The organism is Vibrio harveyi NBRC 15634 = ATCC 14126 = KCTC 12724 (assembly GCF_001591145.1).
GTDB classification, from domain to species: Bacteria; Pseudomonadota; Gammaproteobacteria; order Enterobacterales; family Vibrionaceae; genus Vibrio; species Vibrio harveyi.
In genome coordinates, this window is the sequence record NZ_BCUF01000041.1 from 1 (window position 1) to 15,983 (window position 15,983).

Annotated in this window: 14 protein-coding genes and 1 riboswitch; of the genes, 4 read left to right on the forward strand and 10 right to left on the reverse strand. The window is 45.8% G+C overall.

The features are described 5' to 3' along the window. The first annotated feature begins 291 nt into the window (after positions 1-291). The gene (locus VHA02S_RS18710) at positions 292-747 is read left to right on the forward strand and encodes an RNA-binding protein (protein ID WP_005451980.1); all 456 of its coding nucleotides are present in this window, start codon (positions 292-294) and stop codon (positions 745-747) included. Here the strand turns inward: VHA02S_RS18710 and murI are convergent. From murI to VHA02S_RS18725, 3 genes are all read right to left on the reverse strand, one after another. Continuing rightward, positions 710-1,516 (reverse strand): glutamate racemase, encoded by an 807-nt coding sequence (murI, locus tag VHA02S_RS18715; protein ID WP_005451981.1) that lies wholly within the window; start codon positions 1,514-1,516, stop codon positions 710-712. The genes VHA02S_RS18710 and murI overlap by 38 nt on opposite strands. A 40-nt stretch (positions 1,517-1,556) precedes the next feature. Continuing rightward, positions 1,557-2,240, reverse strand: coding sequence for a Dph6-related ATP pyrophosphatase (locus tag VHA02S_RS18720; RefSeq protein ID WP_009695926.1), 684 nt, complete (start codon positions 2,238-2,240; stop codon positions 1,557-1,559). Positions 2,241-2,322: 82 nt separating this feature from the next. Further along, a complete protein-coding gene (locus tag VHA02S_RS18725; RefSeq protein ID WP_038897956.1) occupies positions 2,323-4,176 on the reverse strand; it encodes a TonB-dependent receptor domain-containing protein in 1,854 nt (617 codons plus the stop codon). Positions 4,177-4,234: 58 nt separating this feature from the next. Next, a riboswitch (cobalamin riboswitch) is annotated at positions 4,235-4,435 on the reverse strand. Positions 4,436-4,619: 184 nt separating this feature from the next. Here VHA02S_RS18725 and trmA point away from each other — a divergent pair. Continuing rightward, a complete protein-coding gene (trmA, locus tag VHA02S_RS18730; RefSeq protein WP_005451984.1) occupies positions 4,620-5,729 on the forward strand; it encodes a tRNA (uridine(54)-C5)-methyltransferase TrmA in 1,110 nt (369 codons plus the stop codon). Between the two features lie 64 nt (positions 5,730-5,793). Here the strand turns inward: trmA and VHA02S_RS18735 are convergent, their stop codons facing one another. Both VHA02S_RS18735 and fabR read right to left on the reverse strand, forming a co-directional pair. Continuing rightward, positions 5,794-6,159 carry a YijD family membrane protein gene (locus tag VHA02S_RS18735; RefSeq protein ID WP_005430908.1) on the reverse strand — a complete coding sequence of 122 codons (366 nt, stop codon included), beginning with the start codon at positions 6,157-6,159 and terminating at the stop codon, positions 5,794-5,796. After that, on the reverse strand, positions 6,159-6,800 hold the full coding sequence (gene fabR, locus VHA02S_RS18740) for an HTH-type transcriptional repressor FabR (RefSeq protein WP_005430912.1): 642 nt from the start codon (positions 6,798-6,800) through the stop codon (positions 6,159-6,161). Before fabR ends, VHA02S_RS18735 begins: the two co-directional genes overlap by 1 nt. Before the next feature lie 261 nt (positions 6,801-7,061). Here fabR and sthA point away from each other — a divergent pair, with 261 nt between their 5' ends. Beyond that, a complete protein-coding gene (gene sthA / locus VHA02S_RS18745) occupies positions 7,062-8,492 on the forward strand; it encodes a Si-specific NAD(P)(+) transhydrogenase (RefSeq protein WP_012126563.1) in 1,431 nt (476 codons plus the stop codon). 68 nt (positions 8,493-8,560) lie between these two features. Here sthA and dinF read toward each other — a convergent pair whose 3' ends face one another. The 3 genes from dinF to lexA all read right to left on the reverse strand — a co-directional run bounded on the left by dinF (position 8,561) and on the right by lexA (position 11,609). After that, positions 8,561-9,904: an MATE family efflux transporter DinF gene (gene dinF, locus VHA02S_RS18750; protein WP_038897955.1), complete on the reverse strand. Its 1,344-nt coding sequence runs from the start codon at positions 9,902-9,904 to the stop codon at positions 8,561-8,563. Between the two features lie 55 nt (positions 9,905-9,959). Continuing rightward, entirely contained in the window at positions 9,960-10,754 is a 795-nt protein-coding gene (locus VHA02S_RS18755; RefSeq protein WP_005451992.1) for a class I SAM-dependent methyltransferase, read from the reverse strand. Positions 10,755-10,988: 234 nt separating this feature from the next. Beyond that, positions 10,989-11,609, reverse strand: coding sequence for a transcriptional repressor LexA (lexA, locus tag VHA02S_RS18760; RefSeq protein WP_005438488.1), 621 nt, complete (start codon positions 11,607-11,609; stop codon positions 10,989-10,991). Between the two features lie 368 nt (positions 11,610-11,977). Between lexA and plsB the strand changes: the two genes are divergently transcribed. Beyond that, on the forward strand, positions 11,978-14,404 hold the full coding sequence (plsB, locus tag VHA02S_RS18765; RefSeq protein WP_038897954.1) for a glycerol-3-phosphate 1-O-acyltransferase PlsB: 2,427 nt from the start codon (positions 11,978-11,980) through the stop codon (positions 14,402-14,404). Positions 14,405-14,488: 84 nt separating this feature from the next. Here the strand turns inward: plsB and ubiA are convergent, their stop codons facing one another. Then, entirely contained in the window at positions 14,489-15,343 is an 855-nt protein-coding gene (gene ubiA / locus VHA02S_RS18770; protein ID WP_005451994.1) for a 4-hydroxybenzoate octaprenyltransferase, read from the reverse strand. Continuing rightward, positions 15,344-15,883 carry a chorismate lyase gene (locus VHA02S_RS18775; RefSeq protein WP_009695930.1) on the reverse strand — a complete coding sequence of 180 codons (540 nt, stop codon included), beginning with the start codon at positions 15,881-15,883 and terminating at the stop codon, positions 15,344-15,346. Positions 15,884-15,983 lie beyond the last annotated feature (100 nt).

Genomic DNA, 15,983 nt, shown 5'->3' on the forward strand with positions numbered 1-15,983 from the left:
TTTTTTCAAATTCTTTTTTCTCTCTTCCGACTCGCTGTGTGACTTTCGTCTCACTCCGTGTCGGTGGATGCGCAGTATAGGGAGTTGAGAAATTAGCGCAACCTTTTTTTGAAAAAAACTTTCTAAGCGGTTATTTATCCACCAAATGCGTTATATCTGCATATTTCTTCGTCACATTTGAGACATATCACAGCAATTGGTTGGAAAAACACCAACCATATACGTAAGATTCATGTGTCTATTTTGTTAATAGGCAGCCAATCTCTTTATCATCTATATGTAGTAATCAAAATGACGTCTAAAAAAAATCTGATCTTGTGTGCTGGGTTGGCGGTCATTGGGGGAATCATCTTCTCTCAGTTACCTGTGTCACCTGCCTTGAGCTTTGTTATCGGTGTTGTCGCTACTGCTTTTCTTTTTTCACTTTCTAGCAAAACACCTGTTCTTCAATCTTCGGATTCCGATCCTTCAACTAAAACGCTGTATGTCGGCAACCTTCCTTATAAGGCAAATGAAAGTCACGTTCGAGATTTGTTTGCTGAGTATGGTCAGGTCTATGCAGTACGCTTAATGAAAGATAAGCGCACTGGTAAAAGGAGAGGGTTTGGTTTTGTAGTGATGGCTGCGGCAGATGCAAAACCTGCTATCGCTAAACTTAACGAGAAGGAATATATGGAGCGTACACTTAAAGTGCGTATTGCTAACGATCCTAAACACCCTGATGGCGGTAAACCTGAACAGGATTAAACCCTAAGGTCGCCAAACAGGTATTCAGTGCATCTTCTTGCCAAGGAGGTGCACTGGCATAAATCTTCTTACTCCCTTCCTCTTGGCTTTCTTCCTTCATATCGCTGAGTAGTAATGCTTTCACTCGACGAGCAATGGCTTCGCCAGAATCAATTAACGTAACCTCTCCACCTAACGCTTGATGGATTTCCTCTTTAATCAAAGGAAAATGAGTGCACCCCAATACAGCTACATCGACTTTATTACGTAATGGGAGAAGAATGCTTTCGAGCTCTGGAATAGAAATACTTTCGCCACGCAGCTTTTCTTCTGCCATATCCACTAAGCGAGTGGAACCTAATAGTTCGACAGGTTTGCCTTGAGCAAAGTCACGGATCAGTTCATGAGTATATTGACGAGTCACGGTCGCGGGCGTAGCAATAAGTCCTACACCCTGAGAAGCGAGTAATGAGGCCGGCTTGATCGCAGGCACCACTCCGACAACCGGAATGGATAGATTCGCACGCAATGATGGCAACACTATGGTACTTGCGGTATTGCAGGCGATGACTACTATGTCAGCTTGATGCTCTTCAACCAATGCTGCCACCAGCTTATTAACGCGAGTGATCAGCACATCTTGGTCTAGCTCACCATATGGGTAAGCTTCGTTATCGAACAGATACAAGTAATCCATGTTTGGTAGAAGTCGGTGGATTTCTTGGAAGACCGATAGCCCTCCGACACCGGAATCAAACACTAGGACTTTTTTCTTACTTGATGCTCGCACGAGTCTTACCTGCAAATTAGAGACTCGGCGATCATACTGGTTAGATTTGTTTTGGCAATGCTTTGGCTCGGTATCTTTGATGACTGAATCGCTCCCCTGTTTCCACTTCAAGCTTAGCCAACTCTATATGTCCTTGAAATGATGAGGTTGATGTCACCAATGTATGGAATTCGCCATCTTCGCCACAGGGATCAATATGACCGGGTAATGACTCAATCAACGTTTTGTCATACCAACGTCCACACCACTCCGGCGGCAATACATTTCCATCGGTGGTAATCAACATGGTTTGAATTCCACGCTCGATAATTTCAAATGCCAATGCCTTGCTTTCTTCCCCCAACAAAGGGAATACACATTCCCAGCCGGCAGGTTCAATATAGCTGCGTCGATAATCAGCAATACCATTACAAAACATATCACCGAACGCGACAGCTTCTACATTCAGCCCACTGCTTTGTAGTGCATTAACGATCGTCGATTGATAAATGTCGTTATTCGGGAACACTTCAGGCAGTTCGATAGTAATGAGCGGAAGGCCAAGTAAGTCCGCCTGCATTTGCACGACCTCAAGCGGGGTTGCTTGAAAAGGGACTTCTTTATCAACATAAGTGGTGTACAAGCCAACTACCTGATAATGCGGATCTTCGTTTAGACGCTCCAACGTTAATGTAGAGTCTTTTCCGCTTGACCAGCTAATCACAACACGTTTTGGTTTAGTCATCGTCTTTCCTTGTTACCTATTTCCACCAGCGCTTTACTTACAAAAAGAAAGACCGCCGATATGGCGGTCTCGTTTAGCTTGATTAAAAGCGGTAGTCTGCCGAGACAAAGTACTGACGCTCTGGCGTCGCGTAACTAGTGTACATCTCGTAGTTTTTATCGAAAGCGTTGCTTAGCTTCGCATTAATATCCCAGTTTTGGTTCACGGCGTAAGAAGCAGTGAAGTTCCATAGGCTGTAGCTCGGTAGTCTGGTACTGCCATTAAAGCGTTCACCTTGGTACAGGTACTGCGAGCCCAACGTCCATTGGTCAAACGTTGCGTAGGCGTTCCACTTAGCACCACGCTTGGAGCGGTACGCTAGCTGAGTATCTTTTGCCCCAGACTTATCGACAGGATCTTTATAATCTAAGTAAAACTCGTGAGAAACGATATCCGTGTCGAATTTCACCTCTAGTTCGACACCTTTGATCTCAGCTTCACCCACGTTTTGCATGCCAGAGCCTTTCCAAATCAACATGTTCTCAATTTGGTTGTAGTAACCCGTCACCGTCCAATCAACAATCGATACAGCACCAGATAGCGACAGCTCGGTATTTTCTGATTCTTCTGGTTTTAGGTTTGGCATTTCGTAGCCTGGGTAATACAAATCAACAAAGCTCGGCGCACGGAAAGCAGTACCGTGGCTCAGGGTTAACTCATAACCTTCGTAAAAACTCCAACCCGCAGCGGTTTGCCATGTGGTGTTGTTACCAAATTGATTGTTGTCGTCATTACGTACGCTTGCTTCTAACGTCCATACGTCATAAACATATTGAGCAATGGCACTAACACCAAAGTTAGTTCTTGGGTTCTTCTCTGGATCATAGTCTTTAGCTGGTCCCCAACTGTTCGCCGCAATGTAGCCTTTTGCTAGCTTCTCAGTACGGTAATCCAAACCGCCACCAATACTCAGTTCTTCGTTAACGCTGTACGAGTTCAACCAAATCGCGTTGAACTGCTCAATAGCAACATGATCGCCAGTAGATTTGTTTTGACCTGATTTATGGTCGTAGTTGTCTTGTTGACCATAAGCCAATTTTAATTCAGATGAGTAAACGTCTTTGTTGTATTCCAGCGATATGTCGGTACCTACATACTCTACTTCACCAGTTTTTTTCTCATGACCACTCCAAATACTACTGTTGTCGTAATCGTATTCATTGTTGTAAGCACTCACCCCAACGTAACCAGACAAGTTGTCAGAAAAGTTTTGTTGGTAACCCAACTTCAGGTTTAGCGTTTCGAAGCCATGCTCATCGCCATCATTCAATCCTGGCTGAGGCTTAACATTAAAACCATCGGTTTTCTCGTATCCTAAGACACCCTTAAAGTGTTTACCTTCACCCACAGGTTTAGAGACCACAAACGTGCCTTTTTTATGGTTATTTGAGCCATAACCTGCAGACACTCGACCTGAATCGTCATTAATAGGCGCACGAGTAATAATGTTGATTACGCCAGAGATCGCTTCTGAACCATAGATAGAGGCTCGTGCACCACGAATGTAATCGATACGTTCGACAGAGTTGATTGGAAATTGGTTAAAATCGATACCACCCATGATTGCACGAGGCATACGCACCCCATCAACTAAAACGAGTACTTGAGACGAGCTACCACCTCGAACGTAGATAGATGCGGATTGACCACGCCCACCGTACTGAGCAACTTCAACACTCGGCAGTGTACGGAACACATCAAACAGACTATTTGCTTGCAGGCGTTTAATGTCTTCTTTGGTTACCGTGACGGTTTGTGCAAGAACAGCACCATCAATTTGCTTGAAGCGGTTTGCCGTAACCACAACCGTTTCATCTGCGGAAACTTCTTGGGCCTGTGAATAAAAGGTAGGTGAAAGCAGCGATGCACACGTGATCGCAAGAAATGTTTTTCTCATTGTATTGTCCTAAGTCGCGTAATTCCTACCGAGCCCTACTCGTGTTGAGCAGTCCAGTGCTGTGGCTCAGTTGCTGGCAGGTATTCGGACTTAAGAGCAAGGTTGTACCGCCTACTTACTCGACTTCCCACATAAACTAATGCAGTGTCTTGATGAGCGTTCGTTCTCTTTTACCGCTGCGCGTCAGTTCTGGATTCTCACCAGATTCCCATTTCAGCCATCTAGATTGCTAGATAGCACCAGCTTGGGGCAAATACTATTAAGCTATTGATTATTTGTCCAGCCAATATTACCTCTGACAATTGTAACGATTTGGTTCATTGGTGTATCAACTGACACAGAACACACTATCTTTAAATCAATTGGGGCACAAAACTGGACATCCTATTGAGATTGAATAAAATCTGCGCTCTTAAATTGAATGCACCATAAAAGGTAAGATCATGGCTACTCTTGATGTAAACCCACAACGCTACCAAGAACAACTGGCTGAAAAAGTCGAACGTCTGAACGATATGTTCGCGCCATACAACGTGCCAGAACTGGAAGTGTTTGAATCACCAGAGCAGCACTACCGCATGCGTGCTGAGTTCCGCGTTTGGCATGAGGGTGAAGACCTTTACTACATCATGTTCAACCAAGAAACTCGTGAGAAATACCGCGTTGACCAATTCCCAGCAGCAAGCCGTCTGATCAACGACCTGATGCCACTATTGGTTGAAGCGATGAAAGACAACGAATCGCTACGTCGTAAGCTGTTCCAAGTGGACTTTCTATCAACGCTTAGCGGTGAGATTCTGGTTTCACTGCTTTACCATCGCCAACTGGATGAAGAGTGGATTGAAAACGCGAAAGCCCTTAAGCAGCGTTTGAATGATGAAGGCTTCAACCTAAACATCATTGGTCGTGCTCGTAAAATGAAGATTGTCTTAGACCGTGACTACGTGATCGAGAAGCTAGACGTAAATGGTCAAAGCTACATCTACCAACAAGTAGAAAACAGCTTCACTCAACCAAACGGCAAAGTCGCTGAGAAGATGTTGGAATGGGCAGTCGACTGTACTCAAGAAAGCACTGGTGATCTCCTAGAGCTTTACTGTGGTAACGGTAACTTCTCTTTGGCGCTGGCACAAAACTTCGATCGCGTTCTTGCAACTGAATTAGCGAAGCCATCTGTGGTTTCTGCGCAATACAACATTGCAGCGAACGAGATTGATAACGTTCAAATCCTACGTCTATCTGCAGAAGAGTTTACTCAAGCAATCGAAGGTAAGCGTGAATTCCGCCGCCTACAAGATGCAGGTGTGGATCTGAAGAGCTACAACTGCAACACGATTTTTGTCGATCCACCACGCTCAGGTATGGATGTCGACACTTGTAAGATGGTGCAAGGTTACGAGCGCATCATGTACATCTCTTGTAACCCAGAGACACTTAAAGAGAACTTGGACATTCTATGTGAAACCCACAACGTGACGCGTTTTGCTCTGTTTGACCAATTCCCTTACACACACCACATGGAAGCAGGTGTACTGTTGGAACGCAAAGCGTAATCCACCAGCATCAGACATAAAAAAGCGAGCTCAATGGCTCGCTTTTTTGTTGGATTCGTTTTGCTTATTCAGCGGTGGTCTTCTTTTCCATGAAACCCAGCTTCTTACCGATCCACGCTAGGAGAATCATTGAAACCAGAATGGCGAAGAAGTTAGAGCCTGCTTCTGGGTATTGCGCTTTAATAAACGCAGAGTGACCAAATGCACCTACGAAGAAACACGCCAGACCAACAAGTGGGATATCTTCTGATACTGGGTTGTTTAGGTATTCTTGGTACAGCGCCTGTACAGCTAGCACGAGTGCAATCAGAGGGAAGATTGAAAAAGATACTTCACTCATGGTCAACCATGACAACAAAGCATCACCACACATACCTGCAACCAGTGCCAAAATCAGCGTTTTCTTTTCAGATTTATTTCCATTCGACATTATTCTATCCCGCCTTTTAATCGGTTACGTTCACGTTCTTTGCGATACCAATAGGCCCCTTTGGCTATCATTCGCAATTGCATGATCAATCGCTCGGCGAGTTCATCGCGCTCGCGTCGATCTAAATCTAAAGCTTCCGCACCAGAGCTAAACACCAAAGTAACCGACGCCTCTGCTTGAGTGAACGCCTCTTCTTTGGTCATACCGGTGCTCATTAAGTACTCAGTTAATTCTGCCGCAAAATGCTGAATTTCTCGAGCGACGGCAGTACGAAATTCAGAGGAAGTGCCGGAGCGCTCACGCAACAATAAGCGGAAAACGTTAGGACTACTTTCAATGAATTCCATAAAGGTTTCAACTGAAGTTCGAATCACACTGCCTTCTTTGACAATACGCTGACGCGCTTGACGCATCAGTTGTCGCAACAACAAACCACCTTCATCAACCATGGTTAAGCCCAGCTCGTCCATGTCTTTGAAGTGACGGTAAAAAGAAGTTGGTGCAATTCCTGCCTCTCGGGCAACCTCACGCAAGCTGAGATTGGAAAAGCTGCGATCCGCACTGAGTTGATTAAATGCCGCATCGATCAACGATCGACGTGTTTTTTCTTTTTGCTGCGCGCGGATTCCCATCGATTTCATTCTTTAACTTGCTCTTTTTCTATTGGGTACGAGAGCTTCAATATAACGCATATCGCACCCACGTATAAAGCGACGTTATCTGCCGATAAGCGGCGAGCACGTTACTATTGCCATGCACCCAATTGCAATTGTCTCGCTTCAAATAGTAGACATACAGCATACCAATTAGTTCTTTTGGGCGATTCTGCGTGATCACTTCCACTCTCTAGCAGGCATTACGTGTTCCCAATAGAGTAAATGAGTTAAAATCCCGCTACAGCAATGTTAAGCAAATATAACAAGGAAGACATCATGGCGCATGCTAATCACTATGACGTGATCGTAATTGGTAGTGGCCCGGGCGGTGAAGGGGCGGCGATGGGATTGACCAAAGCCGGACTGAATGTTGCCATCGTAGAAAAGGAAAGCAGTGTTGGTGGCGGTTGTACGCACTGGGGAACCATACCATCCAAAGCATTGCGTCACGCAGTTAGCCGTATCATTGAATTCAATAGCAACCCGTTATTCTGCCGCAATAACACCAGCCTTCATGCAACATTTTCTGACATTTTAGGTCATGCAAAATCGGTAATAGATAAACAGACTCGACTTCGTCAGGGCTTTTATGATCGCAACTCATGCACACTGTTGTTTGGTACAGCCCGCTTTATCGATAACTACTCCATCGCCGTCATGCAAAGTGATGGTACGGAAGAAGTATACTCAGCAGATAAATTTGTTATCGCTACAGGCTCTCGTCCATACCAACCAAATGACGTTGACTTCTTACATGAACGCATCTACGACAGTGATTCCATCCTGAGCCTGAAGCACGACCCTCGCCACATCATTATTTACGGTGCAGGCGTGATTGGTTGTGAATACGCCTCAATCTTCCGCGGTTTAGGCGTGAAAACTGACCTGATTAACACTCGCGACCGCCTGCTCTCTTTCTTAGATAACGAAGTATCAGACGCATTGTCTTACCACTTCTGGAACAGTGGCGTGGTGATTCGTAACGATGAAACATTCGAGAAAATCGAAGGCACTGAAGATGGTGTCATCGTGCATCTTCAATCTGGCAAGAAGATGAAAGCCGATTGCCTACTGTATGCTAATGGTCGAACGGGTAACACAGACAAACTCAACTTACCTGCGGTTGGACTTGAGGGTGATTCACGCGGACAGCTCAAAGTAGATGGTAACTACCGTACAGAGGTAGAACACATCTACGCAGTCGGTGATGTAATTGGCTACCCTAGCCTAGCGAGTGCAGCGTATGACCAAGGTCGTTTCGTGGCACAAGCCATCACTAAAGGGCAAGCTGACGGTAATCTGATTGATGACATCCCAACGGGTATCTACACCATTCCAGAAATCAGCTCAGTGGGTAAAACCGAGCAAGAACTGACTGCGGCGAAAGTGCCTTACGAAGTGGGACGTTCTTCGTTCAAGCATCTAGCTCGTGCACAGATTGCAGGTAAAGACATCGGCAGTTTAAAAATCCTCTTCCATCGCGAAACCAAAGAGATTCTTGGTATTCACTGCTTTGGTGAGCGCGCTGCGGAAATCATCCACATCGGTCAGGCCATCATGGAACAAAAAGGCGAAGCCAATACGATTGAATACTTCGTCAATACCACCTTCAACTACCCGACGATGGCAGAAGCGTATCGCGTAGCGGCACTGAACGGTTTGAACCGATTATTCTAATTCAATTGGGTTGCCATGATCCAAAAGCTAAAATAGCAGGTTTCGACCTGCTGTTTTTTTATGTGTAACTAGGCAAGAAAGCTTCCCTTGCGCCATTGATAGAAGAAGATAGCACCAAGTCCAATCCCTCGCATTGCCATGAAACTGGTCATCGCAAACCATAGTGCATGGTTTTGCCAAACAGAGAACAAAAAGAAGATTGCAAAGAAGCAGCAAGTCGCCACGAACATACTGTTTCGCATGTCTTTACCTTTGGTGGCACCAACAAAAATGCCATCAAACAGGAAGCACCACATCGACGTCAATGGCATGACCACCAGCCACGGCAGATATACCGCCGCTTGCTGCTGCACCGCTTCAATCGAAGTGATCATGGCGATCAAGTGCGATCCCGCCAAACCAAATACCGCAGTCAAACCTAAACAGATGATAAGGCTCCAAAAGAAAGTACCAATCAGCGAAGCATTGAGCTGCGCTCGGTCTTTGGCACCAATCGCTTTGCCAACCATGGCTTCCATGGCGTAAGCAAAACCGTCCATGCCATAAGAAATCATCATCAAGAAACTCATCAATACCGCATTAGCCGCAACCACATCATCACCAAAGCTCGCACCTTGGAAAGTCATAAAGCTAAACGTAGCTTGTAAACAGAGCGAGCGTAAGAAGATATCGCGATTGAGTTTTACGAAACGCCCTAGCTCATGTTGAGTATCAGTTAGCAGGCTTTTAGGTGATGGCAACAGACGGGCACACCACGTCCTCCATACACACATCAAGCCAAACGCCATGCCAGAGTAATCAGCAATCACCGAGGCTAGCGCTGCCCCTTCAACTTTCCAACCCAAACCAATCACAAACAGTAAATCGAGCGCGATATTGGTCACGTTAGTGATGATCACCATCCACATTGGGGCTTTGGAGTTTTGCGTTCCGAGCAGCCAGCCCAACAGCACAAAGTTCATCAGCGCAGCGGGGGCACTCCATACTCGGATAGAGAAATATTGCATACCGTAGTGCTTCACTTCAGCACTGGCATCACTCCAACCAAATATCAGATCCGCGATCGGGTTATGGGCAATAAGGAAGACTAACGCAAACAGCAATGCCATGAGTGAGCCTTGCATAAACACCAAGGCGAGTTGTTTTCGGTCTTCACCACCATAGGATTGCGCCGCTAATCCAGTGGTCGACATACGTAAAAAGCCAAGCAACCAAAACGTCACACTGATCATGGTACTACCAAGCGCAACACCACCTAGATACCAAGCGTGTTCAAGGTGACCGATCACCGCAGCGTCAACCAAGCCCAATAGTGGAACAGTAATATTCGACAGCACCATAGGGATAGCGAGCGCTAACACTTGGCGATGCACTTGAGGATTCGATAAAGGAGAGAAGATAGAGTTTGTCACAGGCACCTCGTTGTTTAGATCAGCGAGTGTACCTGAGTGTTCAATGCCTAGCCAATTACCACTTGATGTGAACGAGAACTGGCGTGAGACGATGCTTCAACATTGGGATCTTATTCAGCCAGCGCTGCCATGCTTTCCAACGTGAGCAAAATCGGTCGAATGGCGAGAAGGCTTTGACCCATTGTGCCCATGGCAGCCAATGCAGTACTTGTTGTGCTGGTGCTTCAAAACCATGTGCATACGTATCTGAGCCGAGCTTCTGACCCCATTTACTTTCGGTTAAGTCACCTGCTAGTACCATGCACACTTCTGCCGATACAAAATAGCGACCCAGAGTTTGGATGAAAGTCGCAACACGCGATTCATCGCAATCGAGTAAAGCCATCTCACACAGAATCAATACTGGTGCTTTTTCAGGAATGCGCAGTTCATCTAACCAATTCATGTCTTCTACGCTGCCACAACGATGCTCGTAGCGTTCGTTTTTATGAAACAATCGCTGACGCCAAACCAGATTCTCGGTGACATCCAGTTCAATCCAGTGACAACGACCATTGTCCAAACGGTAGAAACGCGTATCTAAGCCCGCACCAACGTTAATGATCCAAGCGTCTGAGTGTTGTTGAAGAAAGTGACTAACCTGCTGATCGCACAGCTGAGTTAAAGTCACGTGCAGCAGTTGCTTCTGATCGACGTCGCCACTGATGCAATCTGGTGCCATCTTGCAGCTCAAGCACGCTTTTGCAGCGATCGGATCGTACACCAAACCGTTATCGACCAAGCTTTCGCGGCTACGCAAAAACAACGGTTTCAACAGATGATTGGGTACGTGATGTTGAGGCTTGGACATGGGCATTTCCTTGCGCCGAAAAGAAAATGGTTAAATGGAACTAGATGATAATAAATCTCAATATCACTTGCAAGTTTTAACGCAACAGCCAAACGCTCTGAATCAGTGCGAGCGTAACTATGCTCGGAAGAAAAGAAATATGCTTTGAAGAAAATAAAAGTTGGAATAGAAAGTGCAGAAAACACAAAGCCCAGCAGAACGCTGGGCTTTATTAGAATGCTTGAGGTAAGAAACCTACATCCAGTCAGTGTTACGGATGATGCCAACCGCCAGACCTTCAATCGTCAGGTGTTGCGATGTTAGGTCAACTTGGATTGGTGAAAACTCTTCATTCTCTGCATGCAGTAGAACAGTAGAACCTTTACGCTCTAAACGCTTCACCGTCACATCATCATCAACACGTGCAACCACAACTTGACCGTCGCGCACATCTTGAGTTTTGTGCACAGCCAGCAAGTCGCCGTCCATAATACCGATGTCTTTCATACTTTCGCCGTTTACGCGAAGTAAGAAATCTGCTTTTGGTTTGAACATCGCAGGGTCCACTTGGTAGTGAGACTCCACATGCTCTTGAGCCAGAATCGGCTCACCAGCAGCAACTTGACCAATCAAAGGCAGACCTTGATCGTCGTTTGCCGCATCTTCGAGTAGGATTCGAATCCCGCGAGATGCGCCTGGAATAATTTCAATCGCTTGTTTACGAGCAAGCGCTTTTAGGTGTTCTTCTGCGGCATTCGCAGAGCGGAAGCCAAGCTCACGCGCAATCTCTGCACGAGTTGGTGGCATTCCGGTGTCTTCGATTTTGCTTTTAATCAAATCGAAGACTTGTTGTTGGCGTGGCGTTAACGGCTTCATATGTCACCTGTCTTTTTATACAGTTAACTGTGAGTATATCCAGTAAATGAACAAATGAAAACCCAATTGGTTGTTTTTTAATTTATTTGCGCCAGTTTCAGATCCCACCCACAAACCTCAAGTGAACATTCGTTTTAAACGCGCAATAGCCAATTCGTCTAATGAAAGCAACAACCTAGGGGTTCGACTAATTTCCGCTCAATAAAATTAAAAGGTTTGACCAGTTTCTGGTATCCTTGCTGCGCTTAAAATTTATCGCCTAGGCTTATTTCTATAGCCGTATCTATTTCCTTTCCTATAGAAGAAGGGAAAGCGGACGCAGAAATAAGGTTAGGCTTGTTTGAATACCTATTGAGGCTGTGAACTTTATGTCTTCTGGACAATCATTTTCACGTTCATTACTAAAACTACCTTTATCGGTAATGGTAAAGGGCACCACAATCCCATCGAATCCGATTGACGATCTCAACATCGACCTAGCGAAACCGATTGTGTACGCCTTACCGTTCCGTTCGAACGTGGATTTGCTGACACTACAAAAACAAGCTTTGAGCCTTGGTCTCCCAGACCCGCTTAGCCCGCTAGAAATCAATGGCAAAAAACTGACTCGTTACGTGTTTATTGCCTCTCGTCCAACCGTGATGAGCAATGATAACGACGTACCGAGTGAGTCTGTTTCTCTGTTTACTGATTTACTTGAATTGCACAAGCTCGATAGCGAACTAGACGTGCAAATGATTCCAGCGACCGTACTTTGGGGTCGTAAGCCAGGTAAAGAAGAAAACCATAAGCCGTACCTGCAACCAATGAACGGTCCGCAAAAAGCAAAAGCGGTAATGGCAGCAGGTCGTGACTGTTTGGTGCGCTTTAGCCCAGTGGTTTCACTGCGTTACATGGCAGACTCTCACGGTACCGACAGCGCTATTGCACACAAGCTAGCGCGCGTTGCACGTATCCACTTCTCTCGTCAGAAGCTCGCGGCATCGGGTCCAAACCTGCCTCAACGCCAAGTGCTGTTTGCACGCTTAATGAAATCGCCAGCAATCGAAAAAGCGATTGAAGACGAAGCGCAAAGCAAAAACATTTCTATCGAGAAAGCACGCAAAGAAGCCCATGACATCATGGATGAGATTGCAGCGGACTTCTCTTATGGTTTGGTTAAAAACGGCGATCGTATTCTTGGCTGGTTGTGGACGAAGCTGTACCAAGGTCTACACATAAACAACGCTTCGACTGTTCGTCGCCTAGCGCAAGATGGTCATGAGATCGTGTACGTACCATGTCACCGCAGTCACATGGACTACCTACTGCTTTCTTACGTTCTATACCATGAAGGTATGGTGCCACCGCATATTGCTGCGGGTATAAACCTGAACTTCTTCCCAGCGGGTCCAATCTTCCGTCGTGGTGGTGCGTTCTTTATTCGTCGTAGCTTTAAAGGCAATAAGCTGTACTCCACGATTTTCCGTGAGTACCTATCAGAGCTGTTTGCTAAAGGTTACTCGGTTGAGTACTTCAGTGAAGGTGGTCGTTCACGTACTGGTCGTCTACTTCAAGCAAAAACCGGTATGTTGGCAATGACGATTCAAGCCATGCTACGCGGTCTAAACCGTCCAGTAACGTTAGTGCCTGTGTACATCGGTTACGAGCACGTAATGGAAGTGGGTACTTACGCCAAAGAGCTTCGTGGTTCACGCAAAGAGAAAGAAAACGCGGGTCTTGTGCTGCGTACTCTGCGTAAGCTGCGCAATTTTGGTCTTGGTTACGTTAACTTCGGTGAGCCAATTCAGCTAAACCAATACCTGAATGAACACGCTCCTGAGTGGACGAAAGACATCGATCGCATGGGCGGCAGCAAGCCACAATGGATGAACCCAGTGGTGAACGGTCTGGCAAACAAGATGATGACGCACATTAACGACGCGGCAGCGACTAACGCGCTAACTCTATGTGCGACCGCGCTATTGGCGTCTCGTCAGCGTGCATTGTCTCGTGACTCTCTAATCAACCAGATTGAATGCTACCTGAAGCTACTTAAGAACAACCCATACTCAAACACTTCAACAGTTCCAACAGAAACGGCTGAAGAGTTGGTAGATCACGCTATCTCACTTGATAAGTTTGTGATTGAAACCGACACCATGGGTGACATCATTTCGCTGGATCGTAGCCAGTCGATTCTGATGACTTACTACCGCAACAACATCATTCACCTGTTCGCCCTACCATCATTGATTGCTCAGATAATTATTCGTCAGCGCAACGTGACCGTAGAGAAGATTCAAGAAAACGTCGCTCAAATCTACCCATTCCTGAAAAAAGAGCTGTTCCTAAGCTACAAGGAAGAAGAGTTGAACGAGCTAGTCGTGAAGATCTTGAACGAGTTCATTGAGCAGAAGATGGTTTGCCAAGATGGTGACAAACTGGAAATTAACCAGTCAAACAACCAATCCTTGGTTTTGTTGGGTCGTACTATCACTGAAACACTGCAACGCTACTCTATTGCGATGAACTTACTGGTAGCTGACCAAGAGCTGGGTAAATCAGACCTTGAACAGCAGAGCCAAGACATTGCGCAGCGTTTGGGTCGTCTACACGGTATTAACGCGCCAGAGTTTTTCGACAAAGGTGTGTTTGCTGCAATGTTCAATACGTTGAAAGAGCAACAATACCTAGATAGCGACGGCAACTGCGATCTTGAGAAGACACAGCAATTTGCCAAACTACTCTTTGCTTTGCTCTACCCAGAAGTGAAATTGACCATCGAAGAGAGTATCCATCAGCTGCAAGCATAATTGGCTTAAGCTCGATATTCATCTCGACAAAACATAAAAGGCATCCAATTGGATGCCTTTTTCTATCTGAACGTTTGTACTGAGTTACCAGAAAGCGATAAACAGACCGACCGCAATCACCATTCCCACATAGTTGTTGTTAAGAAAGGCTCTGAAGCACAAGTCGCGCTCTCGGTGGCGAATCAAGTGTTGCTGGTATACAAACAAAGAAGCCGCAACCAAAATCGTCCAATAGTAGCTTTGCCCAAGTTCGTAATGTTGACCAAGCAACACTAACATCGCCAAGGTAATCAACTGCAGAACACCAATCACCAGCTTATCGTGACGCCCGAACAAGATAGCCGTTGATTTAATACCAATCTTTAAATCATCATCACGGTCGACCATCGCGTATTGAGTATCGTAAGCAATGGTCCACAAAGCGTTAATCACAAACACAAACCACACAATCCAAGGCAATTCGCCTGTTTGTGCTGCCCATGCCATCGGAATCGCCCAACTAAAAGCCAAACCTAAAAACAGCTGAGGCAAATGGGTGTAACGCTTCATAAATGGATAAATGAACGCTAAAAAGATACCAGCAAAGGATAGCTTGATCGTCAGCGGGTTCATGGTCAGCACCAATAAGAATGAGCTGATACCTAGAACTAAAAACAGACCAATCGCTTCTTTCGAGGTCACTTTACCTGAGGGTAAAGGACGCTGCTTGGTACGTTTCACATGACCATCAACTTTACGGTCAGCAAAATCGTTAATCACACAACCGGCGCTTCGCATTAGGAATACACCTAACACAAACACGATGAGTACATTCCAACTTGGCATGCCTTGGGCGGCAATTACAAGTGCCCAAACCGTCGGCCACAATAACAAGAGTGAGCCAATTGGGCGATCCATTCGCATCAGTTGCCAATATGCTTTGGCTTTTTCTGCGGACATTTACACCTTCTCCTTAGCGTAAACTGGTGAATTGGGTAAGAATAGCTCAGCAACCAGCATGGGTTTGTGATTCATCCACAGTCTTGAGCGTCGCGCTAAAAGGCGCCCCTGTGGCAAATTAACCCATCCCATTTGCAGAGCATCGCGCTCAACGTTATCGGCGCTGAACACAGTTAAGCCCAGCGGAATATCTCCTTGCTGAGCTAAGTCATACTGTTGATCGACCAAGGTTGAACGAGGGATGAGCGTGCGTCCAATGACCCAATCTGTATTGTCGCCACATAAAATCACCTCTCTCAGTAGGCAATCTTGCTCAGACAATAGCTGGCTCTCATCCTGTTTTAACGTCTTGGCAGTGACGATCTGATTGTGCAGCAATTCCACTGTTAAGCGTTGGCAGTGCTGACCTAAACGACGTGACAAAGAGCCCTTTTCTTCAAGCCAATGCTTGGCGAATTCGTTAGGGAATTCAAAATCTTCGGGGTTTTGCCACTCTACTTCCAATAAAGAAGTAAGATAGAGTGATGTCGGCTGATTCATACTAGTATTCAATTGGAGGCTTTATGCGTACAATAAAGCAACAACTTACCGTCTTATTGAAACTGTAAGTTCCGTTATTTGTTATAGACGGTCTATTGTA

Excerpts from the sequence above, each read along its gene's own strand:
- VHA02S_RS18710 (WP_005451980.1), top strand. The coding sequence starts at position 292 with ATGACGTCTAAAAAAAATCTGATCTTGTGTGCTGGGTTGGCGGTCATT.
- VHA02S_RS18720 (WP_009695926.1), bottom strand. The coding sequence starts at position 2,240 with ATGACTAAACCAAAACGTGTTGTGATTAGCTGGTCAAGCGGAAAAGAC.
- VHA02S_RS18725 (WP_038897956.1), bottom strand. The coding sequence starts at position 4,176 with ATGAGAAAAACATTTCTTGCGATCACGTGTGCATCGCTGCTTTCACCT.
- trmA (WP_005451984.1), top strand. The coding sequence starts at position 4,620 with ATGGCTACTCTTGATGTAAACCCACAACGCTACCAAGAACAACTGGCT.
- VHA02S_RS18735 (WP_005430908.1), bottom strand. The coding sequence starts at position 6,159 with ATGTCGAATGGAAATAAATCTGAAAAGAAAACGCTGATTTTGGCACTG.
- fabR (WP_005430912.1), bottom strand. The coding sequence starts at position 6,800 with ATGAAATCGATGGGAATCCGCGCGCAGCAAAAAGAAAAAACACGTCGA.
- sthA (WP_012126563.1), top strand. The coding sequence starts at position 7,062 with ATGTTAAGCAAATATAACAAGGAAGACATCATGGCGCATGCTAATCAC.
- VHA02S_RS18755 (WP_005451992.1), bottom strand. The coding sequence starts at position 10,754 with ATGTCCAAGCCTCAACATCACGTACCCAATCATCTGTTGAAACCGTTG.
- lexA (WP_005438488.1), bottom strand. The coding sequence starts at position 11,609 with ATGAAGCCGTTAACGCCACGCCAACAACAAGTCTTCGATTTGATTAAA.
- plsB (WP_038897954.1), top strand. The coding sequence starts at position 11,978 with ATGTCTTCTGGACAATCATTTTCACGTTCATTACTAAAACTACCTTTA.
- ubiA (WP_005451994.1), bottom strand. The coding sequence starts at position 15,343 with ATGTCCGCAGAAAAAGCCAAAGCATATTGGCAACTGATGCGAATGGAT.
- VHA02S_RS18775 (WP_009695930.1), bottom strand. The coding sequence starts at position 15,883 with ATGAATCAGCCGACATCACTCTATCTTACTTCTTTATTGGAAGTAGAG.